1 protein-coding gene (only partly in view) is annotated in these 26,509 nt (G+C 69.5%); it reads left to right on the top strand.

Features of this window, described 5'->3' with window-relative positions:
- Nucleotides 1-26,509: the 5' portion of an SDR family NAD(P)-dependent oxidoreductase gene (locus ACSHWB_RS27735; RefSeq protein ID WP_439656219.1), read on the top strand. Its footprint extends 3,251 nt past the window's final position; 26,509 of the gene's 29,760 nt are visible here — the first part of the coding sequence; it begins with the start codon at nt 1-3; its stop codon lies beyond the right edge, outside the window.

Consider the following 26,509-nt stretch of genomic DNA (forward strand, 5'->3'; position numbering starts at 1 on the left):
ATGACCACCTCTGCTAACCAGTACGTCGAGGCTCTGCGGTCGTCACTGAAGGAGATCGACCGGCTGCGCAAGCAGAACCAGCAGCTGATCGCGGCAGCGGTGGAACCGATCGCGATCGTGGGCATCGGCTGCCGGTACCCCGGCGGGGTCGCCTCGCCCGAGGAGCTGTGGCAGGTCGTCGCGGAAGGCAGGGACGTGATCGGCGGTTTCCCCGCCGATCGCGGCTGGGACGTCACCGAACTGAACTCCGCCACGATCGAAGGTGGCTTCCTCGAAGACCCGGCGTCGTTCGACGCCGGGTTCTTCGGCATCTCGCCCCGCGAAGCCGTCGTCATGGACCCGCAGCAGCGCCTCCTGCTCGAAACCGCCTGGGAGGCCCTGGAACGCGCCGGCGTGAACGCGCACTCGTTGCGCGGCACCAAGACCGGCGTGTTCATGGGCACGACCTCGCAGGACTACGCCGACCTGCTCTCGCGCTCGGGCGAGGACGTCGGCCTCTACGCCACGACCGCGTTCGCCGCCTCCGTCCTGTCCGGCCGCATCTCCTACCTGCTGGGACTGGAAGGTCCCGCCGTCACCGTCGACACGGCCTGCTCGTCTTCGCTGGTGGCGCTGCACCTCGCCTCGTCCGCCCTGCGCGCCGGTGAGTGCGACCTCGCGCTGGCCGGTGGTGTCGCGGTCATGACGACTCCCGCCGGGTTCGCCGCCTTCACCTCCCAGGGCGGACTCGCCGGGAACGGGCGCTGCAAGGCCTTCTCGGACGACGCGGACGGCACCGGCTGGTCCGAGGGCGTCGGCGTGCTGGTGCTGAAGCGCCTGTCCGACGCACAGCGCGCCGGCGACAAGATCCTCGCCGTGGTCCGCGGTTCCGCCGTCAACCAGGACGGTGCCTCCAACGGCCTGACCGCGCCGAACGGCCCGTCGCAGCAGCGTGTCATCCGTCAGGCGCTGCAGAACGGCGGCCTCGCACCGTCCGATGTGGACGCCGTCGAGGCACACGGCACCGGCACGACCCTGGGCGACCCGATCGAGGCGCAGGCGATCCTCTCGGTGTACGGGCAGGACCGCGCCGAGCCGCTCTACCTCGGGTCGATCAAGTCCAACATCGGCCACCCCCAGGGGGCGGCGGGTGTCGCCGGCGTGATCAAGGTCGTCATGGCGCTGCAGAACGGACTGCTGCCCAAGTCCCTGCACCTCGGCACGCCCTCCACCCAGGTCGACTGGACCAAGGGCAACGTGTCGCTGCTGCACGACGCCCGGCCGTGGCCCTCGGTCGACCGCCCGTTGCGCGCCGGTGTGTCCGCGTTCGGTGTCTCCGGCACGAACGCGCACGTGATCCTCGAGCAGGCTCCCGCGCTGGTCGTCGATGGCGCTCCTGTCGTCTCCGCTCCCGCTGTGCTGCCGTGGGTTCTGTCCGGCCGCACCGCTGCTGCGCTCGACTCGCAACGGGAACGGCTGCAGGGGGTCGTGGACGCCCTGCAGCCGCTGGACATCGCGTTCACGTTGGCGACGGCGCGGGCGTCGTTCGAGCAGCGGGCCGTGGTGCTGCCGGACGGCACCGAGCTCGCCCGTGGTGTGGCCGCCGACGAGCACACGCTCGCGTTCCTGTTCTCCGGACAGGGATCCCAGCGCCTCGGCATGGGACGGGAGCTGCACGCCCGGTTCCCGGTGTTCGCCGCCGCGTTCGACTCGGCTCTCGCGCACCTCGACCCCGCGCTGCGTTCGGTGATGTGGGGCGACGACCCCGCCGCCCTGGAGCAGACCCGCTACACACAGCCCGCGTTGTTCGCCTTCGAAGTCGCCATGTTCCGGTTGCTGGAGTCGTTCGGACTCGTGCCGGAGCAGGTGGCGGGCCATTCGATCGGCGAGATCGCGGCCGCGCACGTCACCGGGGTGTTCTCCCTCGAGGACGCCTGCACGCTGGTGACCGCGCGCGCTTCGCTGATGCAGGCGCTTCCGGCCGGTGGCGTGATGATCGCGGTGCAGGCCACGGAGGACGAGGTCCTCCCGCTCCTCACCGACGGCGTCTCGATCGCCGCGATCAACGGCCCGGCGTCGCTGGTCATCGCCGGTGTTGAAGAAGAGGCGCACCGGATCGTTGAGCGACTCAACGGCATCGCGCCCCGCAAGTCGAAGCAGCTGCAGGTCAGCCACGCGTTCCACTCGCCGCTGATGGAGCCGATGCTGGACGACTTCCGCGCGGCGATCTCCGGTATCTCGTTCAGCACCCCCTCGATCCCCATGGTGGGTCGTGTCGACCAGCCCGAGTACTGGGTGCGGCACGTCCGCGACGCCGTGCGGTTCCACGACACCGTGACCGCGCTGGGCGACAAGACGTTCGTCGAGGTCGGCCCGGACGGCGTGCTCGCCGCGATGGTCGACGACGCCGTTCCGACCGCGCGCAAGGACCGCGGTGAGGAGCTGGCGTTCGTGACGGCGCTGGCCCGGCTGCACGTCGCCGGTGTCGTCGTCGACTGGGCGCGGCTGTTCGAGGGTTCCGGGGCGCAGAAGGCGGACCTGCCGACGTACGCGTTCCAGCGGCAGCGGTTCTGGCCGCGCCCGAAGACGCAGTCGGGCGATGTGCGCGGCGCCGGCCTCGGCTCGGTCGGCCACCCGTTGCTCGGCGCGGCCGTCGAACTGGCGGGCTCGGCGGGACACCTGTTCACGTCCCGGTTGTCGCTCGCCACGCACCCGTGGCTCGCGGATCACGTCGTGATGGGCCGGGTTCTGTTCGCCGGCACCGCTTTCCTGGAACTCGCCGTGCGCGCCACCGACGAGGTCGGCTGCGACCGCGTCGAGGAGCTGACGCTCGCCGCGCCGCTCGTGCTGACACCGGAGAGCGCCGCTCAGGTGCAGGTCTCCGTCGGCGCGGCCGACTCCGAAGGCAAGCGCAGCGTCGCGATCTTCTCGCGGGCCGAGGGTGCTGTTGACACGCCTTGGCTCCAGCACGCCTCCGGTGTGCTCGGCTCGGGTGCCAACGCGGTCTCGTTCGACGCCTCGGTGTGGCCGCCGGCCGGTGCCGAGTCCGTCGACATCGCCGGGTCGTACGAGCGCTTCACCGACATGGGCTTCGACTACGGCCCGGTCTTCCAAGGACTGCAGGCGGTGTGGCGAGGCGGTGACGGCGTCGTCTACGCCGAGGTGTCGCTGCCCGAGGGTGCCGACGGTGGCTCGTTCGGGCTGCACCCGGCGTTGCTGGACGCCGGCATGCACGCCGCCGGGTTCGGCGACCTCGGCTCGATCAGCCGTGGCGGGCTGCCGTTCTCCTGGCAGGGCGTGTCTTTGCACGCTTCGGGCGCTTCCGCGGTGCGAGTGCGGCTGTCGCGTGGCGAGGACGGTTCGATGGAGATCGCCGTCGCCGACGCGACCGGTGCTCCCGTCGCGTCCGTCGAGGCGCTGCAGACGCGGCCGGTTCCCGTGGACGAACTGGGGTCCGGGGTCGAGCGCGACTCGTTGTTCCGCATCGAGTGGGCGCCCGTCGAGCTGCCGGTCGGGTTCGCGGAGCAGACCGTCGCGGTGCTCGGGCCGGACGTGCTGTCACTGGCCGCCGGTCCGGTCGTCTCCGAGTTGACGGACGCCGACCTGACGCTGGTTCCCGTTGTGGGCACGGATGTTCGTGAGACCTGCGCGCGAGTGCTGGGGTTGATCCAGGAGTTCGTGGCGCGGCCCGAGGGACGGCTTGCGTTCGTGACGCGGGGCGCGGTCGACGGTGACGATCTCGCAGCCGCTGCCGCACGTGGTCTGGTGCGGTCGGCGCAGTCCGAGCACCCCGGCCGGTTCGTGCTGGTGGACCTGGACTTCTCGGACGCTTCCGTTGGTGCGGTGCTGCACGCGTTGACGACTGACGAGCCGGTGCTGGCGATCCGCGACGGCGTCGTCCTCGCCGCTCGTCTCGCTCGGGCCGCGCTGCCGGCCTCGCAGTTGTCCTGGTCCGGCCGGGTGCTCATCACCGGTGGCACCGGCGGGCTCGGTCAGCTGGTGGCGCGTCACCTCGTTGCCGAGCATGGTGTTCGTGAGCTGCTGCTCGTCTCGCGCAGCGGTTCCGCTGACGTCTCGGCGTTGCAGGAGCTGGGCGCGGACGTGATCGTGGAGGCGTGCGACGTCTCCGACCGTTCGGCGCTGGAATCGTTGCTGTCGCGGCACTCCGTCGGTGGCGTCGTGCACACGGCCGCAGTGCTGGACGACGGTGTCGTCGAGTCTTTGACGCCGGAGCGGGTCTCCGTTGTCCTGGGCCCGAAGGCGGACGCGGCGCTGCACCTGCACGAGTTGCTGCCTGACGTGCCTTTTGTGCTGTTCTCGTCGGCCGCGGGCACGTTCGGTGGTGCCGGCCAGGCCAACTACGCCGCTGCCAACGCTTTCGTGGATGCTTTGGCCCGTGTGCGCCGCGCGTCCGGCCAGCACGCCGTCGCGCTGGCGTGGGGTGCGTGGGAGCAGACCTCGGGCATGACCGCGGCGATGTCGGACGCCGACATGCAGCGCATCGCCCGTTCCGGCATGCCTGCGCTGAAGGTCGCCGAGGGGCTCGCCCTGTTCGACGCCGGTGCCGCCGGGTCGGACGCCTTCCTGCTGCCGCTGCGCCTCGATCTTCCCGCGCTGCGAGCCCAGGGCGCGCCGCCGCCGTTGCTGCGCGGCCTGATCAAGACGCCGAAGCGCCGCGCCGCCGCCCAGTCCGTCGCGGCGGAGGGGCTCGTCGCCGAACTGTCGCGTCTTGGCTCAGACGCCCGGCTGGAAGCGTTGCTGGGCCTGGTGGCCACCGAGGTCGCCGCTGTGCTCGGCCACGGCAGCGCGTCCGAAGTGGACCGCACCCGCACGTTCCAGGGCCTCGGCTTCGACTCGCTGACCGCCGTCGAGCTGCGCAACCGCCTGACCGCGTCGACCGGCATCCGCCTGCCCGCGACCCTGATCTTCGACTACCCGACCGCAGGCGCCCTGGCCTCCTACCTGATGGACGAGCTGTTCGGCGCGGACGTGTACGTGCCGGAAGTGGTCACCGGGGCCGTTTCCGACGACCCGATCGTGATCGTCGGCATGGCCTGCCACTACCCGGGCGGAGTGGCGTCGCCGGAAGACCTGTGGCGCCTGGTGTTCGAGGAACGCGACGGCGTCACCGGCTTCCCGTCGAACCGCGGCTGGGACCTGGACGGACTCTTCGACCCGGACCCGGACGCCGCAGGCAAGACGCACGTGATGCAGGGCGGCTTCCTGCACGACGCCCCGTCGTTCGACCCGGACTTCTTCGGCATGTCCCCGCGCGAGGCCCTCGCCACGGACGTGCAGCACCGGCTGCTGCTGCGGACCGCGTGGGAGGCCTTCGAGCGTGCGGGCATCGACCCGGCATCGGTTCGTGGCTCCAAAACGGGCGTGTTCGCGGGCGTGATGTCCAACGACTACTCGACTCTGGTGTCCGACGACATCTTCGAGGGCTACCAGGGCACCGGCACCGCACAGAGCGTGCTCTCGGGCCGTGTCGCCTACACGTTCGGCCTCGAAGGCCCCGCGGTCACCGTCGACACGGCTTGCTCTTCTTCTTTGGTGGCGCTGCACCTCGCGTCCTCGGCCCTGCGCAACGGCGAATGCTCCCTGGCACTGGCCGGTGGCGTGACCGTCATGTCGACGCCGGGTTCGTTCGTCGCCTTCTCGAAGCAGCGCGGGCTCGCGATGGACGGCCGCTGCAAGTCCTTCGCCGACGCCGCCGACGGCACCGGCTGGGGCGAGGGTGTCGGTCTGCTGGTGTTGGAACGTCAGTCGGACGCGCTGCGCAACGGTCACACGGTGCTGGCGGTCGTGCGCGGTTCCGCGGTGAACCAGGACGGCGCGTCGAACGGCTTGACCGCTCCCAATGGCCCGTCGCAGCAGCGTGTGATCCGTTCGGCGTTGGCGTCGGCTGGGTTGTCGGTGGCGGACGTTGATGTTGTTGATGCTCATGGCACGGGTACGACTCTGGGTGACCCGATCGAGGCTCAGGCGTTGCTGGCGGTGTACGGGCAGGACAGGCCGTCGCCGCTGCTCCTGGGCTCGATCAAGTCGAACATCGGGCACACGCAGGCTGCCGCTGGTGTCGCCGGGATCATCAAGATGGTCCACGCGATGCGTCACGGTGTTGTACCCGCGACGCTGCACGTCGACCAGCCTTCGACCCACATCGACTGGAGTGCGGGCGAGGTTTCGCTGGTGACGGCCGCGACGGCGTGGCCTTCGGTGTCTCGGCCTCGCCGTGCTGGTGTGTCGTCGTTCGGTGTGTCGGGGACGAACGCGCACGTGATCTTGGAGTCTCCGCAGGTCCAGGAATTGTCAGACCTTCCTGAGATGATGGGGATGGGGGGAAGTTCCCCCCAGGGGGCCGGCCAACCCGGATCGATTCAGCAGGTCGGTGCCGTGCCTTACGTGGTGTCGGCGCGCTCGGCTGACGCGCTGGCCGGGCAGGTCGAGCGGATCAAGGCGTGGCCGGGGGACGCGGCGGACATCGCGTTCTCGTTGCTGACCACGCGCGCGTCGTTCGACCATCGGGCCGTTGTGCTCGGTGGCGAGGTGTTGGCGAGCGGTGTGGCCAGGCCGGGGGAGCTCGCGTTCCTGTTCAGCGGGCAGGGGTCGCAGCGGATCGGCATGGGTCGTGAGCTGGCGGAGGCGTTCCCCGTGTTCGCCGAGGCGCTGGACGCGGTGCTGGCCAACCTCGACCCCGCCGTCCGCGAGGTCATGTGGGGCGACGACCAGGAGGCGCTCAACCAGACCGGCCACGCGCAGCCCGCGCTGTTCGCGTTCCAGGTCGCGCTGTACCGGCTGTTCGAGTTCTACGGCGTGAAGCCCGCCCGGATCGCGGGTCACTCCATCGGCGAGATCGCCGCCGCGCACGTCGCGGGCATCCTTGACCTTGAAGACGCTTGCCAGCTCGTGACCGCTCGTGCGTCGCTCATGCAGGCGTTGCCCGCCGGTGGCGCCATGGTGTCCGTGGTCGCGTCCGAGAAGAAGGTGCGTGAGCACCTGACCGATGGCGTGTCCATCGCGGTGGTCAACGGGCCGCGGTCCGTGGTGATCGCCGGTGTCGAAGAAGAAGTGCTCGCTATCGCGCAGAAGTGGAAGAACAAGCGGCTGAAGGTCAGTCACGCGTTCCACTCGCCGTTGATGGAGCCGATGCTGGACGACTTCCGCGAGGCGATCAGCGGGCTCACGTTCCGCGCGCCGGTTGTCGGAATGTCAACATCCGGCGATGTCGCCACCGTCGACTACTGGGTGAACCACGTCCGCGACACCGTCCGCTTCCACGACAACGTCACCGCGTTGGGTGACGTGAAGTTCGTGGAGATCGGACCCGACGGCGTGCTGTCCGCGCTGGTCGACGGCTGCGTGCCCGCGGTGCGCCGCAATGTCGACGAGGTCAAGTCAATGTTGACGGCATTGAGCCGAATCAATGTTGACGGCGTCAATGTTGATTGGAACAGGTTCTGTCAACATGGCCGGAAGATCGACCTGCCGACCTATGCGTTCGAGCAGCAGACGTTCTGGCCAGAGGTGTCCACGCGCTCGGATGTCCGGTCGGCCGGTCTCGGCGCGGTAGGGCACCCGTTGCTCGGCGCCGCCGTCGAGCTCGCCGGGCCTGGAGGGAACGCGGAGGGTCTGCTGTTCACGAGCAGGCTGTCGCTGCGCACCCACCCGTGGCTGCGGGACCACTCGCTGCACGGCAAGGTGCTCGTGCCCGGCGCGGCACTCGTCGAGCTCGCGCTGCGGGCAGCCGACGAAGCGGGCCTCGACCGCGTCGACGAGCTGACGATCGCGGCGCCGCTCGTGCTGCCCGAGTCCGGTGCGGTGCAGGTGCAGATCCGGGTCGGAGCCGAGGGCGACCGGCGAGCGGTGGCGATCCACAGCCGTCCCGAGGACAGCGGTCTGCCGTGGACCGAGCACGCGTCCGGGTTCCTGGCGTCCGGTGCCGCGCCCGCCGACTTCGACACCTCGACGTGGCCGCCGGCCGGTGCCGAGACCGTGCAGGTCGACGGCGCGTACGAACGGTTCGCGGAGCTCGGGTTCGACTACGGGCACGCGTTCCAGGGGCTGCGGGCCGCGTGGAAGCTGGGCGACCAGGTGTTCGCCGAGGTCGCGCTGCCCGAGGACGTGACGACCGCCGGTTTCGGCATCCACCCGGCGCTGCTGGACGCGGCGCTGCACGCGGTGGCGTTCGCCGACCAGCGGACCGAGGGCGCGGTGCCGTTCTCGTGGGAAGGCGTCGCGCTGCACGCGGTCGGTGCCACGTCACTGCGGGTGCGTCTGCGGACGACCGGCGACAGCTCGATGGAGATCGCGATTGCCGACGCCGCCGGTGCGCCGGTCGCGACGGTCGGCTCGCTCGTCACGCGGGCGGTGTCGGCGCAGCAACTCAGCGCCGCTCAGGACGCGTTGTTCGGACTGGACTGGGTGCCGATCACGCTCACCGAAGCGGTTCCGGCAGCCCACGTCGTCGAGCGCGTCGAGACGGAAGGCTCGCCGGTCGAGGCCGCGCACGCGGTGACGGCCCAGGTGCTCGCGAAGATCCAGGAGTGGATCGCGGCCGAACGCGCCGAGAAGCTCGTCTTCGTCACGCGGCAGGGCGATCTGGGCGCGTCGGCGGTCTGGGGCCTCGTGCGCGCCGCGCAGTCCGAGCACCCCGGCCGGTTCGCGTTGATCGAGACCGACGGCGACCTGCCGGACGCGGCTCTCGCGAGTGCCGAACCGCAGCTGCGGGTGCGGGGCGGCGAGGTGTCCGTGCCGCGCATCGCCCGCGTCGCCGCCGGTGAGAGCGTTGTGCTGGAAGGGCCGGTGCTGATCACCGGCGGCACCGGTGGGCTCGGCCAGGTCATCGCGCGGCATCTCGTTGCCGCCCATGGTGTTCGTGAGCTGGTGCTGGTCAGCAGGCGCGGTGAGACGCCGGACTGGGTGGCGGAGCTGGACGCGTCGGTCACGGTCGAGGCCTGTGACGTCGCCGACCGGCACGCCGTCGCGAACCTCCTTGCTGGGCACCGGGTCCGTTCCATCGTGCACACCGCCGGCGTGCTGGACGACGGCGTCATCGAGTCGCTCACGCCCGAGCGCCTCTCGAACGTGTTGCGCCCCAAGGTTGATGCCGCCTGGAACCTGCACGAGCTCGCCGGCGACGTGTCGGCGTTCGTCGTCTACTCGTCCGGCGCGGGCATCTTCGGTTCGTCGGGCCAGGGCAACTACGCGGCGGGCAACACGTTCCTCGACGCGTTGGTCGAGCACCGGCGTTCGCTGAGCCTGCCCGGCGTGTCGCTGGCATGGGGCGCGTGGGGCGAGACGGGCATGCTGTCCGGCGCCGACGCCGAGCGGCTGGCCAAGTCGGGCATGCCGCCGATCACGCCCGCGGAAGGTGTCGAACTCTTCGACGCCGCACTGTCCTCGGGTGCTTCGCTCGTGTTGCCGCTGCGGCTCGACCTGCCGGTTTTCCGTGCCAGGGCCGAGGTTCCGGCGGTGCTGCAGGGCCTGGTGAAGGTCCGCGCCCGTCGCGCGGCGGCGTCCGGCACCTCGTCGTCGCTGGTGCAGAAGCTGACCGGCCTCGATGACGCCGGCCGCCTGGAGGCGCTGCTCGACCTGGTCCGTGCCGAGGTCGGCGCGGTGCTCGGACACAGCGGCGGCGAGACGATCGACCCGTCGCGTGCCTTCCAGTCGCTGGGCTTCGACTCGCTGACCGCCGTCGAACTGCGCAACCGCCTCGGTGAGGTCACCGGGCTGCGCCTGCCCGCCACGCTGACGTTCGACTACCCGACCGCCGTCGTGCTGGCCGGTTTCCTGAAGGACGAGCTGTTCGGCGCAGACCAGTCTCTTGAGACGCTGCCCGCACTGGTGTCCACTTCGGACGACCCCATCGTGATCGTCGGCATGGCCTGTCGTTATCCCGGTGGTGTGTCGTCGCCGGAGGACCTGTGGCGGCTCGTGTCCGAGGGCGTGGACGCGATCACCGAGTTCCCGGTGAACCGCGGCTGGGACGTCGACGGCATCTACCACCCGGACCCCGACCACGCGGGCACGACCTACTCGATCGCGGGCGGCTTCCTGCACGAGGCGGGGGCGTTCGACCCGGCGTTCTTCGGCATGTCCCCGCGTGAGGCCCTGGCCACTGACTCGCAGCAACGCCTGCTGCTCGAGACCACCTGGGAGGCGCTGGAGCGGTCCGGGATCGACCCGGCCTCGTTGCGCGGCAGTGCGACCGGCGTGTTCACCGGTGTCATGTACAACGACTACGCGTCCATTCTGGACGGTGGCGAGTTCGAGGGTCATCAGGGTCAGGGCAGTGCGGGCTCGATCGCTTCTGGCCGCGTCTCCTACACGTTCGGCTTCGAGGGGCCGGCCGTCACGATCGACACGGCTTGTTCTTCATCTTTGGTGGCACTGCATCTGGCTTCGCAGGCGCTGCGGTCGGGGGAGTGCTCGCTGGCCGTGGCCGGTGGTGTGACGGTGATGTCGACGCCGACCACCTACGTCGAGTTCTCTCGTCAGCGCGGACTTTCTGTTGACGGACGGTGCAAGGCGTTCTCCGATGACGCGGACGGCACCGGGTGGGGTGAGGGCGTTGGCCTGCTGGTGCTGGAGCGCCAGTCCGACGCTGTCAGGAACGGGCACACCGTGCTCGCGGTCGTGCGTGGTTCGGCCGTCAACCAGGACGGTGCGTCTAATGGCTTGACCGCGCCGAACGGACCGTCGCAGCAGCGCGTGATCCGTGCGGCGCTGGCGTCTTCCGGGTTGTCGCCTGCTGATGTGGATGCCGTCGAGGCACATGGCACGGCTACCAAGCTCGGCGATCCGATCGAGGCGCAGGCGCTGCTGGCGGTGTACGGGCAGGACCGGTCTGAGCCGCTCTACCTGGGTTCCATCAAGTCGAACATCGGGCACACGCAGGCTGCGGCCGGTGTCGCTGGTGTGATCAAGATGGTGCAGGCGCTGCGGCATGGCGTGCTGCCCGAGACCTTGCACGTCGGTACGCCGACCTCGCAGGTCGACTGGGAGTCCGGTGCTGTCGAGGTGCTGACCTCAGCGCGCGAGTGGCCTCCGGTCTCCCGCCCGCGCCGAGCCGGTGTCTCGTCTTTCGGTGTCTCGGGCACGAACGCGCACGTGATCTTGGAATCTCCGCAGGTCAAAGAATTGTCAGACCTGCCTGAGATGATGGGGATGGGGGGTGGTTCCCCCCAGGGGGCCGGCCAATCGGAATCGATTCCGCCGAACGGAGCAGTGTTGGGCGGAGCGGTGCCGCTGGCGGTGTCGGCCAAGTCGGCGGCCTCGTTGCGAGCTCAGGTCGAGCGGGTCGCGGCGCTGGTGGCGAGTGGTGTGTCCGCTGTGGACGTCGGGTTCTCGTTGGCGACCACTCGTGCGTTGTTCGACCACCGGGCCGTGGTGCTGGACGGCGAGGTTGTCGCCGAGGGAGTCGCGGGCGGCAAGCGGCTGGCGTTCCTGTTCTCCGGGCAGGGAGCCCAGCGGGTCGGGGCCGGGCGTGAGCTGTACGAGGCGTTCCCGGTGTTCGCGGAGGCGTTCGATGCCGCGCTCGTCAACCTCGACCCGGCGTTGCGCGAGGTCATGTGGGGTGACGACCAGGAGGCGCTCAACCAGACCGGGGTCGCGCAGCCGGCGTTGTTCGCGGTCGAGGTGGCGCTGTACCGGTTGATCGAGTCGTTCGGGGTCAGGCCGGACCACCTGGTCGGGCACTCCGTCGGTGAGATCGCTGCTGCGCACGTTGCGGGCGTGTTGAGCCTTGAGGACGCGTGCTTGTTGGTCACGGCGCGGGCGGCTCTCATGCAGGCGTTGCCGACCGGCGGGGCCATGGTGTCCGTCATCGCGTCCGAAGAAGAAGTGTTGCCGCACCTCACCGCGGGCGTGTCGATCGCGGCGGTCAACGGGCCGCGCACGGTTGTGATCGCCGGTGTCGAGGACGAGGTGCTGGCCGTCGCGGGCAAGTGGAAGAACAAGCGACTGAAGGTGTCGCACGCGTTCCACTCGCCGTTGATGGAGCCGATGCTCGACGACTTCCGCGAGGCGATCAGCGACATCCAGTTCCACGCGCCGGTTGTAGGAATGTCAACATCCGGCGACGTCACGACGGTCGACTACTGGGTGAACCACGTTCGAGACGCGGTGCGGTTCCATGAGAACGTCACTCGACTAGGTGATGTCACGCTGCTGGAGGTCGGGCCGGACGCGCAGCTGAGCGCGATGGTGGACGGCTCCACGGCGGTGTTGAGGCGTGACCGCGCTGAGGTCGCGTCAATGTTGACTGCACTCGGTCAAGTACATGTCGACGGAATCAATGTTGACTGGACGCAGCTGTACACAGGTGGACGGAAGGTCGATCTGCCCACCTACGCGTTCGAGCACCAGCTGTTCTGGCCGAAGGCGGTGCGCAGGGCCGGCGACGTCGGTGCGCTGGGACTCACGCGGGTGGAGCACCCGTTGCTCGGGGCGGCGGTCGACGTCGCCGGGGCCGACGGGGTGCTGTTCACTAGTCGGCTGTCGCTGGGGTCGCACCCGTGGCTCGCGGATCACCGGGTGTTCGGGCAGGTGCTGCTGCCCGGCACGGCGTTCCTGGAGCTCGCGGTGCGGGCGGGCGACGAGGTCGGGCTCGACCGCGTCGACGAGTTGACGCTGGCCGCGCCGCTCGTGCTGCCCGAGCAAGGGGCTGTGCGGGTTCAGGTCGCGGTGGGCGTCGAGGAGAACGGGCGCCGCGCGGTCGAGGTGTTCTCGCGGCCGGACGGTGAGGATGCGCCGTGGACGCGGCACGCCACCGGTTTCCTCGCGGGCGGCACGGTTGCCAGTGACTTCGACGCGACTGCCTGGCCGCCGAACGCGGAGAGCGTTGACGTCGAAGGCGCCTACGAGCGCTTCGCGGAGAACGGGTTCGAGTACGGGCCGGTGTTCCAGGGGCTGCGGGCGGTGTGGCGCGGCGACGGTGAGGTGTTCGCCGAGGTCGCGCTGCCCGAGGGCGTGGACGGGGCGGCGTTCGGGCTGCACCCGGCGCTGCTCGACGCCACGCTGCACGCGGGCGGGTTCTTCGAAGGAGCCGAGGCGGGGCTGCCGTTCTCGTGGGAGGGCGTGTCGTTGCACGCCACCGGCGCGGCGTCAGTTCGGGTGAGGCTACGGCGCGACGGGGACGCGTGGGTGATCGCCGTTGCCGACACCACGGGTGCGCCGGTCGCGACGATCGGGTCGCTCGTGACGCGGGCGGCGTCCGTGGGGCAGACGAACGCGGTGGACCGCGACTCGTTGTTCCGGCTCGACTGGGTGCCGGTGTCGCTGCCCAGCGCCGGTGCGGCCGCCGTGGTGGTGGAGGAGTTCGTTGGCGACGGGAACGTCGTCGCGCAAACGCATGCACTTGCCGCGCGTGCGTTGGAGTTGGTGCAGCGTTGGATCGCCGAGGAGCGCGCAGAACGGCTCGTGTTCGTGACGCGGCAGGACGACCTGGCCGCGAGCGCGGTGCACGGTCTGGTCCGGGCCGCGCAGAACGAACACCCCGGCCGGTTCACGTTGATCGACACCGACGCCGAGGTGGCCGAGCAGGTTCTGGCGATCGACGAACCGCAGTTGCGGGTGCGCGAAGGTCAGGTGTTCGCGGCACGGCTCGCGCGGGCCGAGGCGGCGGAGCCGGGTGAGTTCACCGGGCCGGTGCTGATCACCGGTGGCACCGGTGGGCTGGGCCGCGTGATCGCGAAGCACCTCGTCGAACGGTACGGCGTCAAGGAACTGGTGCTGGTCAGCCGCACCGGCAAGGCCGATGTGTCCGATGTGGATGCCAAGGTCACCGTGGTGGCGTGTGATGTCAGTGACCGCAAGGCGTTGCAGAAGGTGTTGAAGAAGCACAAGGTCCGCAGCGTCGTGCACACCGCCGGCGTGCTGGACGACGGCGTGGTCGAGTCGCTCACGCCGGAGCGGCTGTCGGCCGTGCTGAAGCCCAAGGTCGACGCCGCCTGGAACCTGCACGAACTCACCAAGAACCTCGACAACTTCGTCATCTTCTCCAGCGCCGCAGGCACGTTCGGTGCGGCGGGGCAGGCGAACTACGCGGCGGGCAACGCGTTCCTCGACGCGCTGGCGCTGCACCGGCGTTCGGCCGGGCTAGCGGCGGTGTCGCTGGCGTGGGGCGCGTGGAACCAGACCGGCATGCTGTCGGAGGCCGACGCCGAACGCATGTCCCGAGGCGGCACGCCGCCGCTGTCGGTGGAGCAGGGGCTCGCGTTGTTCGACGCGGCGATCGCCGGTGAGGACGCGGTGCTGCTGCCGTTGCGCCTCGACCTCGCGACGTTGCGCGACCACAACGAGATCCGCCCGCTGCTGCGCGGACTGATCCGCACGAAGGCACGGCGCGCCGCGGCCCAGGCCGACTCCGGACTGGTGCAGCGACTCACCGCGATGGCACCGGAAGCACGGCTCACCGCGCTGCTCGACCTGGTGCGCACCGAGGTCGCCGCCGTGCTCGGCCACGACGGCGTGGCCGCGGTGGATCCGGCCAAGGCGTTCCAGGACCTCGGTTTCGACTCCCTCACCGCCGTGGACCTGCGCAACCGGCTGACCGGCGTCACCGGTCTGCGCCTGCCGAGCACGCTGATCTTCGACTACCCGACGTCGGTGGTGCTCGCGGGCTTCCTGCGCGACGAGTTGTTCGGCACCGACCAGCCGCTGGAGACGCTGCCCGCGCTCACGTCCACTTCGGACGATCCGATCGTGATCGTCGGCATGGCCTGCCGCTATCCCGGCGGTGTCGCCACACCGGAACAGCTGTGGGACCTCGTGGTCGACGGCCGCGACGCCATCACGGAGTTCCCGGCCAACCGCGGCTGGGACCTCGACTCGCTCTACCACCCGGACCCCGACCACGTCGGCACCTCGTACACGAAGTCCGGTGGCTTCCTGCACGACGCCGACCAGTTCGACCCGGAGTTCTTCGGCATGTCGCCGCGCGAGGCGGTGTCGACCGACGCGCAGCAGCGGTTGTTGCTCGAGGCGTCGTGGGAGGCGCTGGAGCGGTCGGGGATCGACCCCGTCGCGTTGAAGGGCAGTCAGACCGGTGTGTTCGCCGGCGTCATGTACAACGACTACTCGCTGCTGCTCGAAGGCGACTCCGAGGGCTACCAGACGACCGGTGGGTCGCCTTCGGTGGTGTCCGGCCGTGTCTCCTACACGTTCGGCTTCGAGGGACCTGCGGTCACTCTCGACACGGCGTGCTCGTCGTCGTTGGTCGCGATGCACTGGGCCATGCAGGCTCTTCGCGCCGGTGAATGTTCATTGGCGCTGGCCGGCGGTGTGACTGTGCTGGCTTCACCTGGTGCGTTCATCGGGTTCTCGCGGCAGCGCGGGCTTTCGCCGGACGGCCGGTGCAAGGCGTTCTCGGACTCCGCCGATGGGGTCGGCTGGTCCGAGGGTGTTGGTGTGGTCGTGCTGGAGCGGTTGTCTGATGCTGTTCGCAACGGTCACGACGTGCTGGCGGTCGTGCGTGGATCCGCCGTCAACCAGGACGGCGCTTCTAACGGGCTGACTGCGCCCAACGGGCCGTCGCAGCAGCGGGTGATCCGGCAGGCGCTGGCGTCCGCTGGACTGTCCACTGCGGACGTCGATGTGGTCGAGGCGCACGGTACGGGTACGTCTTTGGGTGACCCGATCGAGGCGCAGGCGTTGCTCGCGACCTATGGCCAGGATCGGCCGTCGCCGCTGTTGCTCGGTTCGATCAAGTCGAACATCGGGCACACGCAGGCTGCGGCGGGTGTCGCTGGTGTGATCAAGATGGTGCAGGCGTTGCGCCACGGGCTTGTGCCGCAGACGTTGCACGTCGACTCGCCTTCGTCCCACGTGGACTGGGAGGCGGGGTCCGTTCAGCTGCTGACCGGCAACGTTTCGTGGCCTGAGGTGTCTCGAGCTCGTCGTGCCGCGGTGTCGTCGTTCGGTGTGTCCGGGACGAACGCGCACGTGATCTTGGAGTCTCCGCAGGTTCAGGAATTGTCAGACCTGCCTGAGATGATGGGGATGGGGGGTGGTTCCCCCCAGGGGGTCGGCCAATCGGAATCGATTCCGCCAAACGGAGCAGTGTTGGCCGGGGCGGTGCCGTTGGCGGTGTCGGCCAAGTCGGCGGCCTCGTTGCAGGCTCAGGTCGAGCAGGTCAGCGCGCTCGTGGCCAGTGGTGTGTCCGCTGTGGACGTCGGGTTCTCGTTGGCGACTACTCGTGCGTTGTTCGACCACCGGGCTGTGGTGTGGAACGGCGCCGAGCTGGCCAGTGGTGTGGTGCGGAACCGGCCGCTTGCCTTCGTGTTCTCCGGGCAGGGCTCGCAGCGGCTCGGCATGGGGCGCGAGCTGTACGAGGCGTTCCCCGTGTTCGCTGAGGCGCTGGACTCCGCGCTCGTCAACCTCGACCCCGCGTTGCGCGAGGTCATGTGGGGTGATGACGCCGAGGCGCTGAACCAGACCGGGTTCGCGCAGCCGGGGATCTTCGCGGTCGAGGTGGCGCTGTTCCGGTTGCTGGAGTCGTTCGGGGTGCGGCCGTCGCAGGTTGCCGGGCATTCGATCGGTGAGATCGCTGCTGCGCACGTTGCGGGTGTGTTGAGCCTTGAGGACGCGTGCTTGTTGGTCACGGCGCGGGCGGCTCTCATGCAGGCGTTGCCGACCGGTGGCGCGATGGTGTCGGTGGTCGCGTCTGAAGAAGAAGTGCGCGCGCATCTGACTGATGGTGTGTCCATCGCCGCCGTCAACGGGCCTCGGTCTGTGGTGATCGCCGGCGCGGAGGATGAGGTGCTGGCCGTTGCGGAGAGGTGGAAGAACAAGCGGCTGAAGGTCAGCCATGCGTTCCACTCGCCGTTGATGGAGCCGATGCTGGACGACTTCCGCGAGGCGATCAGCGAACTGACGTTCCGTGAGCCGCTTGTAGGAATGTCAACATCCGGCGATGTGACCACCGTGGACTACTGGGTCGCTCACGTTCGCGACACCGTTCGCTTTCACGAGAACGTCTCACGCCTGGGTGACGTGACGTTGGTCGAGGTCGGCCCTGATGCGCAGTTGACTGCGATGGTTGACGGGTTGATTCCGACGTTGACGCGAGTCAAGTCCGATGTTGAATCAATGTTGACTGCGCTCAGTCATGTACATGTTGACGGAATCAATGTTGATTGGACGCGGTTCTACGGCGGCGGCAAGCGCGTCGCGTTGCCGACCTACCCGTTCAACCGGCAGCGGTACTGGCCGGCGAGTGCTGGGAAGGCGTCGGACGCGTCCGGGCTCGGGTTGGTCGGCGTTGGGCATCCGTTGCTCGGTGCGGCGGTGGAGCTGGCTGACGGCGAAGGTGTCGTGTTCACGAGCCGGGTGTCGCTGAGCACGCAGCCGTGGCTCGCGGACCACGTGATCATGGGCCGCAACCTGGTGCCGGCCGCTGTGCTCATCGAGCTCGCGATGCGGGCCGCGGACGAGGTCGGGCTCGACCGGGTCGACGACCTCACGCTGGCCGCGCCGCTCGTCCTGCCCGAGCGCGGTGCCGTGCAGGTGCAGTTGAAGGTCGGTGCGGAGAGCAACGGTCGCAGGCAGTACGCGATCCACTCGCGGCCTGAGGACGCGGTGGACGTGCCGTGGACGCAGCACGCGACCGGGTTCCTCGCCAGCGGCACGACCAGTGGTGACTTCGACGCCACCGTCTGGCCGCCTGCCGGAGCCGTCGCGATGGACTACGAGGAGTGTTACGAGCGGTTCGCGAGCGTTGGGTTCGCCTACGGGCACGCGTTCCAGAACCTCAGGGCGGCTTGGCGGGTCGGCGGCGAGATCTACGCCGAGCTCGCGTTGCCGGAGGACATCGACGGGGCTGCGTACGGGCTGCACCCGGCATTGCTCGACTCGGCGCTGCACGCGGCGTTGCTGGACGAGACGCTCGACGCGGGCCTGCCGTTCTCGTGGGAGGGCGTGTCACTGCACGCCACCGGGGCGAGCGAGCTGCGTGTCAAGCTGACCCGCGACGAGGGCGGCATGCGCAGGACGATCGCGCTGGCCGACGTCACGGGTGCGCCGGTCGCCACGGTCGAGGCCGTGGTGGTGCGGGCCGTGAACGTCGAGCAGCTCGGCGAGGCGAGGCAGAGCGAGCTGTTCGGGCTCGAGTGGGTGCCGGTCACGCAGCAGGACGTCGCCGCGCCCGAGTCGGTCGCGGTGATCGGGCCGGACGTGCTCGACCTCGGGTTCCCGGTGGCCGGCACGATCGCGGACACCGATGCAGGGCTCCTGCTGGTGCCGGTGGTCGGCGGCGAGGACGTGCTCGGCGGCACGCACGACAACACGACGCGTGTGCTGGGGCTGGTGCAGGAGTGGATCAGCAGTGGCAGGGACGGCAGGCTGACGTTCGTCACGCGGGGCGCGACCACCGGTGAGGACATGGGTGCCGCGGCGGTCTGGGGACTGGTGCGGTCGGCGCAGTCCGAGCACCCGGAACGCTTCGGGTTGATCGACCTGTGTGGCAACAACCTTTCCACCGCAATGGTTTCGGTGGCGTTCGGTGTCGACGAGCCGCAGCTTGTGGTGCGCGACGGCGAGGTGCTGGCCGCTCGGCTGGCGCGGGTGAGCGGTGAGACTGAGGTTCGGTGGGAAGGCAAGGTCCTCGTCACCGGCGGTACGGGCGGGCTTGGTGCGGTTGTCGCGAAGCATCTCGTTGAGGCACATGGTGTTCGGGAGCTTTTGCTCGTCAGTCGCCGCGGACAGGCCGATACCGCGGAGCTGGAGGCGTTGGGGGCGCGGGTCACGGTTGTCGCGTGTGACGTGACCGATCGGGCCGCTGTGGCGGAACTTGTCGCGCAGCATGAGATCCGTGGCGTCGTGCACGCGGCCGGTGTGCTGGACGACGGCGTGATCGAGTCGATGACGCCGGAGCGCGTGTCGAACGTGCTCAGGCCCAAGGCTGATGCCGCGTGGCACCTGCATGAGCTGACGTCTGATCTCACGGCGTTCGTGGTGTTCTCGTCGGCTGCTGGTGTGTTCGGCAACGCTGGGCAGGCGAACTACGCGGCGGGCAACGCGTTCCTCGACGCGCTTTCCTCGCACCGCAAGGCATCCGGGCTGCCCGCGACGTCGATGGCGTGGGGCGTGTGGGCCGGTGTCAGCGGCATGACCGGGGAGCTGACCGAGGCCGAGGCCGCGCGGATGACCACCGCCGGCATGCCGCCGATCACGGTGGGGCAGGGGCTGGAGCTGTTCGACGCGGCGGTCGCGAGCGGGGCGGCGCTGACCGTTCCGGTGCGGCTCGATCTCGCCACCCTGCGGGCACGGGGTGCGGTGGCGCCGTTGCTGCAGGGGCTGATCCGGGTCAAGGCGCGGCGGGCGGCGGCGGGTTCCGCGACGGCGTCCGGGCTGGTGCAGAAGCTCGGCGCGATGGACGTCGCCGACCGGCACTCGGCTCTCGTCGACCTGGTGCGCACGCAGGTGTCCTCGGTGCTGGGGCACGCCTCGATCGACGCGGTGGACGCGACGCGGGCGTTCCAGGACCTCGGGTTCGACTCGCTGACCGCGGTCGAGCTGCGCAACCAGCTGACCGAGGCGACCGGGTTGCGGCTGCCTGCGACGCTGGTGTTCGACTACCCGACCGCGATCGCGCTGGCCGACCACCTGCACGCCGAGCTGTTCGGTGCCGCGGACGTGCTGGCGGACCTGCCCGCGCTGGTGTCCACTTCGGACGATCCGATCGTGATCGTCGGCATGGCGTGCCGGTTCCCCGGTGGTGTGTCATCGCCGGAGGACCTGTGGCGGTTGGTGTCCGAGGGTGTGGACGCGATCACGCCGTTCCCGTCGAACCGCGGCTGGGATCTGGACTCGTTGTTCCATCCGGACCCCGACCACCTCGGCACGTCCTATGCGCGCGCCGGCGGGTTCCTGCACGACGCGGACCAGTTCGACCCGGCGTTCTTCGGGATGTCGCCGCGGGAGGCGCTCGGCACGGACGGGCAGCAGCGCGTTCTACTGGAGACGACGTGGGAGGCGCTGGAGCGGGCCGGGATCGATCCGCATGCGTTGCGGGGCAGCCGGACCGGTGTGTTCGCCGGTGTCATGTACTCCGACTACGCGCAGATCCTCGAGGCTGACTCCGAGGGGCACCAGGGGGCGGGGACCTCGCCTTCGGTGGTGTCGGGCCGCGTGTCCTACACGTTCGGGTTCGAGGGGCCTTCTGTTTCGATCGACACGGCGTGCTCGTCGTCGTTGGTGGCGATGCACCTTGCGGCGCAGGCACTTCGGGCCGGTGAGTGCTCGCTGGCGTTGGCCGGTGGTGTGACGGTGATGTCGACGCCGGGTGCGTTTGTCGGGTTCTCTCGTCAGCGCGGGTTGTCGGAGGACGGGCGGTGCAAGGCGTTCTCGGATTCAGCTGATGGTGTTGGCTGGTCTGAGGGTGTTGGTTTGCTCGTGTTGGAGCGGCGCTCTGACGCGGTTCGGAATGGGCATCAGATTCTTGCGGTCGTGCGTGGTTCGGCGATCAACCAGGATGGTGCGTCCAACGGGCTGACGGCGCCTAACGGGCCGTCGCAGCAGAGGGTGATTCGTCAGGCGTTGGCGTCTGCTGGGCTGACCACTGCTGATGTCGACACGGTCGAGGCGCACGGCACGGGTACGACGTTGGGTGACCCGATCGAGGCTCAGGCGTTGTTGGCGACGTACGGGCAGGATCGCGAGGTGCCGCTGTTGTTGGGTGGCATCAAGTCGAACATCGGGCACACGCAGGCGGCGGCTGGTGTCGCGGGCGTGATCAAGATGGTGCAGGCCATGCGGAACGGTGTGGTGCCGCCTACGCTGCACGTGACTTCGCCTTCGTCGCACGTCGACTGGAGCGAGGGGGCGGTCGAGCTCGTCACCGAGGCGACGCCGTGGCCCTCGGTGACGCGGCCGCGGCGGGCCGGTGTCTCGTCGTTCGGGCTGTCGGGGACCAACGCGCACGTGATCTTGGAGGCGCCTGGGGCGTCGGGGATCCCCCCAATTTCCAGCGTACCGGATGAAAGTGCTGGTCAAGGGGCCGCTGGGCGATCTGTGGACAACTCGGCGGGTGTGGACAACTCCGCCGTGGGCAGCTCAGCCGTGGACAGCTCTCCGGTGGGCGGCTTGGTGCCGTTCGTGGTGTCGGCCAAGACCGCGGAGGCGTTGCCCGGGCAGATCGCGCGGGCCAGGGCTGCTCAGGGTGCGCCTGAGGACGTGGCGTACTCGCTGCTGAACACTCGGGCCCGCTTCGACCACCGGGCTGTGGTGCTCGGGGACGAGGTGCTGGCGTCGGGCACGGCGTTGTCGCAGCGGTCCGTGGCGGTGTTGTTCTCCGGGCAGGGGTCGCAGCGGGTCGGCATGGGGCGTGAGCTGTACGCGGCGTTCCCCGTCTTCGCCGAGGCTCTCGACTCCGTGCTGATGTACCTGGACCCCGCGGTTCGGGACGTCATGTGGGGTGACGACCAGGAGGCGCTGAACCAGACCGGGGTTGCGCAGCCGGCGTTGTTCGCGGTCGAGGTGGCGCTGTACCGGTTGCTGGAGTCCTGGGGTGTCAAGGCTGATCAGGTTGCCGGGCATTCGATCGGGGAGATCGCGGCGGCGCACGTCGCGGGCGTGCTGAGTGTCGAGGACGCCTGTTTGCTGGTCACGGCCCGGTCGGCGCTCATGCAGGCGTTGCCCGAGGGTGGTGCGATGGTCGCGGTGCAGGCTTCCGAGGAGGAGGTTCTGCCGCACCTCACGGCTGAGGTGTCGATCGCGGCGATCAACGGGCCCCGGTCCGTCGTGATCGCGGGTGCGGAAGACGCCGTGCTGGCTGTTGCCGAGCGGTGGAAGAGCAAGCGGCTCAAGGTGTCGCACGCGTTCCACTCGCCGTTGATGGAGCCGATGCTGGACGACTTCCGCGAGTCGCTCGCGGAGATCACGCTGAACCAGCCGGGCATTCCGGTGGTGGCCAGTGGGGACGTCACGACCGTTGACTACTGGGTGAACCACGTCCGGGACGCGGTGCGGTTCACGGACAACGTGTCGCGGCTCCGTGACGGTGGTGCGACCACGTTCGTCGAGGTCGGGCCGGACGGGGTGCTCAGCGCGCTGGTCGAGGACGCAATTCCGTTGCTGCGCAAGGACAAGGATGAGCGTGTTGCGGCGCTGACGGCGCTGGCTCGGCTGCACGTCGAGGGTGTGAGGGTCGACTGGAGCGGGTTCCACGCCGGTGGGAAGAAGATCGATCTGCCGACCTACGCGTTCGACCACCAGCGGTACTGGCCGGCGGTGCGGATCGGCGGGGACGACGCGTCCGGCATCGGCATGGTCGCGGTCGGGCACCCGCTGCTCATCGCGTCGGCGGAACTCGCTGACGGGGAAGGGTTCCTGTTCACGAGCCGGCTGGCGGCGCGCACGCATCCGTGGATCCTGCAGCACACGATCATGGGGCGCGTCATGGTGCCGGGTGCGGCGCTCGTCGAGCTCGCTATGCGGGCCGGGGACGAGGTCGGGCTGGATCGGCTGGAGGAGCTGACGTTGTCGGCGCCGGTGGTCCTGCCGGAGCACGGTGGGCTGGCGCTGCAGATGAAGGTGTCGGCGGGTGATGAGCGGCGGACGTTCACGATCCACGCGCGGCCGGACGAGGTTGTGGACGCGCCGTGGACCCAGGTTGTCAGCGGTGTGCTGGCCACGGGAGAGCAGCGCGTCGAGTTCGACGCCTCGGTGTGGCCGCCGCAGGCTGAAGTCGTTGATGTGGAAAGGTGTTACGAGAAGTTCGCTGAGGCTGGATTTGCCTATGGCGGGCTGTTCCAGGGGTTGCGGGCGGCCTGGCGTGACGGCGACACCACGTATGCCGAGGTTGTGCTGCCGGACGACGTGAACGTCAAGCCGTTCGGGCTGCACCCGGCGTTGCTCGATGCCGCGCTGCACGCCTCGTTGCTGGACGAGAGCGGGTCGGCCGGGCTGCCGTTCGCGTGGGAGAACGTGTCGCTGCACGCGACCGGGGCGACGGCGTTGCGGGTCAAGATGACGCGCGACGGCAACGGGCTGCGGATCGCGCTCGCCGACCCCGCCGGCAACCCGGTGGCGTCGGTCGAGTCGCTGGTGATGCGGGCGGTCGCGGCCGAGCAGCCGGCTGAGCTGGACGCGATGTTCGCCGTGCGGTGGACGCCGGTCGCGGTGCCGGCGGCCGAGGCGGGCAAGACGGTCAGCGTGCTCGGGCCGGACGTGCTCGGGTTGTCGGTCGGGCGGGTCGAGGGCCTGCTTTCGCTGGCGGACACGGATGTCGTGCTCGTGCCGGTCGCGGGGGAGCAAAACGCGGAGTCGGTGCGGACGGTGACGCACCGGGCGTTGGAGCTGCTCCAGGAATGGATCAGGGAGGACCGCGACGGGCGGCTCGTGTTCGTCACGCGCGGCGCCGTCGAGGGTGACGACCTGGCCGGTGCGGCGGTGTGGGGGCTGGTGCGGAGCGCGCAGACCGAGCACCCCGACCGGTTCGGGCTGATCGACCTGGACGCCGAGGAGTCGTCGCTGGCGACGTTGCTCGGGGTGCTGGAGCTGGACGAACCGCAGTTGGTCGTGCGGGACGGCGAGGCTCGGGCGGCCCGTCTCGGACGGGTTTCGGGCGAGGCTGAGGACGTGGCGTGGGAGAGCCCGGTGCTGATCACCGGTGGTACCGGTGGGCTCGGGCGGATCGTGGCCCGGCACCTGGTGGAGACGCACGGGGTCAGCGAGCTGGTGCTGGTGAGCCGCAGCGGGTCCGGTGACGTGAGCGAGCTGGAGGCGTTGGGCGCTCAGGTTTCCGTGGTCGCCTGCGATGTCGCCGACCGTGGTGCTTTGTGCGAGTTGCTGAAGCAGCACGAGGTTCGTGGTGTCGTGCACGCGGCCGGTGTGCTGGACGACGGTGTGATCGAGTCGCTCACGCCGGAGCGGGTCGACGCGGTGCTGCGGGCGAAGGTGGACGCGGCGCTGAACCTGCACGATCTCGCGACCGAGGTGTCGAGGTTCGTGGTGTTCTCGTCGGCGGCCGGGGTGTTCGGCAACGCCGGGCAGGGCAACTACGCCGCCGGCAACGCGTTCCTGGACGCACTGGCCGCGCATCGGCGGCTCAACGGGCTGCCCGGCGTGTCGCTCGCGTGGGGTGCCTGGGACACGGGCATGTTGTCGGCCGAGGACGCTGAACGGATGCAGCGCTCGGGCATGCCGGCCATCTCGTCCGAGTTGGGGCTGCGGTTGTTCGACGCGGCGGTCGCCGGGGTGGAGCACGCGGTTGTCCCGGTGCGGCTCGATCTGGGGGTGCTGAAGCAGAGCGGGGACGTGAAGCCGTTGCTGCGCGGGCTGATCCGGGTCAAGGCGCGGCGGAAGGTCGCCGGGTCGGAGACGGCGTCCGGGCTGGTGCGGCGACTGTCCGTCCTGGATGTTGCCGGACAGCTGGAAGCGTTGGTGGAACTGGTTCGTGGCGAGGTCGCGGCCGTGCTCGGCTACGACACGATCGCGGCGGTCGACCCGGCGCGGGCGTTCCAGGAGCTCGGGTTCGACTCGCTGACCGCGGTCGAGCTGCGCAACCGGCTCACGGCGGTCACCGGGCTGAAGCTGCCGGCGACCGTGGTGTTCGACTACCCGTCGTCCGCGCAGCTGGCCGGGTACCTGAAGGACTCGTTGCTCGGTGCGGTCTCGGGCATCTCCGATCTGCCTGCTCTGGTGTCCACTTCGGATGATCCGATCGTGATCGTCGGCATGGCCTGTCGTTACCCCGGTGGCGTGTCGTCGCCTGAAGACCTGTGGCGGTTGGTGTCCGAGGGCGTTGATGCGATCACGCCGTTCCCGTCGAACCGCGGCTGGGACCTGGACACGCTGTTCCACCCGGACCCCGACCACCCCGGCACGTCGTACGTCCGGGCGGGTGGGTTCCTGCACGACGCGGACCAGTTCGACCCGGAGTTCTTCGGGATGTCGCCGCGGGAGGCTGTCGCGACGGACTCGCAGCAGCGGCTCATGCTGGAGACCGCGTGGGAGGCGTTGGAGCGTTCCGGGATTGCCCCGGCATCGTTGCGTGGCAGCTCTACCGGTGTGTTCGCCGGTGTGATGTACAACGACTACACGCAGCTCATCGGCGGTGCGGACACTGAGGGGTTCGGTTCCACTGGTGCTTCGCCGTCGGTGATTTCGGGTCGCGTGTCTTATGCGCTGGGGCTTGAGGGGCCGTCGGTGTCGATTGACACCGCGTGCTCGTCGTCGTTGGTGGCGCTGCATTGGGCTATGCAGGCTCTTCGGGCCGGTGAGTGTTCGCTGGCGTTGGCCGGTGGTGTGACCGTGATGTCGACTCCGGGCTCGTTCGTCGGGTTCTCCCGTCAGCGCGGGTTGTCGGAGGACGGGCGGTGCAAGGCGTTCTCGGACACGGCCGATGGTGTTGGTTGGTCTGAGGGTGTCGGTCTGCTCGTGTTGGAACGTCAGTCTGATGCGGTGCGTTTGGGGCACACGGTTCTTGCGGTCGTACGTGGATCTGCGATCAACCAGGACGGTGCGTCCAACGGGCTGACGGCGCCTAACGGGCCTTCGCAGCAGAGGGTGATTCGTCAGGCGTTGGCGTCTGCCGGGTTGTCCGCTGCTGATGTGGACGCTGTTGAGGCGCATGGCACCGGTACTTCTTTGGGCGATCCCATTGAGGCGCAGGCGCTGATGGCGACCTACGGGCAGGACCGTGAGGTGCCGCTGCTGCTCGGTGGCATCAAGTCGAACATCGGGCACACGCAGGCGGCGGCTGGTGTCGCGGGCATCATCAAGATGGTGCAGGCGATGCGGCACGGGGTGTTGCCGCGGACGTTGCACGCTTCGACGCCTTCGTCGCACGTCGACTGGAGTGAGGGCGCGGTCGAGCTGTTGCAGGAGAACACCGCGTGGCCTGCGGTGGAGCGGGCGCGGCGGGCGGCGGTGTCGTCGTTCGGCATCAGCGGGACGAACGCGCACGTGATCTTGGAGGCGCCGGCCGGGCCGGGGATCCCCCCAATTTCCAGCGTACGCGATGAAAGTGCTGGTCAGGGTGCTGCGCGGGAATCTGTGGACAACTCCGGGCCTGTGGACAACTCCGTGCCGTGGGTGGTGTCGGCTCGTAGTGACGCCGCGCTGGACGGGCAGGTCGAACGGATCCTGCAGGCCCGGGGAACGGCCGAGGACGTCGCGTACTCGTTGCTGACGGCCAGGACGTTGTTCGACCACCGGGCTGTCGTGCTCGGCGGTGAGGTGGTGGCTCGCGGGGCCGTCGAGAAGAAGCCGGTGGCGTTCCTGTTCAGCGGGCAGGGCTCGCAGCGGATCGGCATGGGACGTGGGCTGTACGAGGCGTACCCGGTGTTCGCCGAGGCGCTCGACGGTGCGTTGCTGCACCTCGACCCCGCACTCCGCGAGGTCATGTGGGGTGCGGACCAGGAGGCGTTGAACCAGACCGGGTTCGCGCAGCCGGCGTTGTTCGCGGTCGAGGTCGCGCTGTACCGGCTGGTCGAGTCGTTCGGGGTGCGGCCGGATCATGTTGCCGGGCACTCGATCGGTGAGGTCGCGGCGGCGCACGTGGCCGGGGTGCTGAGTCTCGAGGACG

The organism is Lentzea sp. HUAS TT2 (assembly GCF_051853195.1).
In the GTDB taxonomy this organism is placed as follows: Bacteria; Actinomycetota; Actinomycetes; order Mycobacteriales; family Pseudonocardiaceae; genus Lentzea.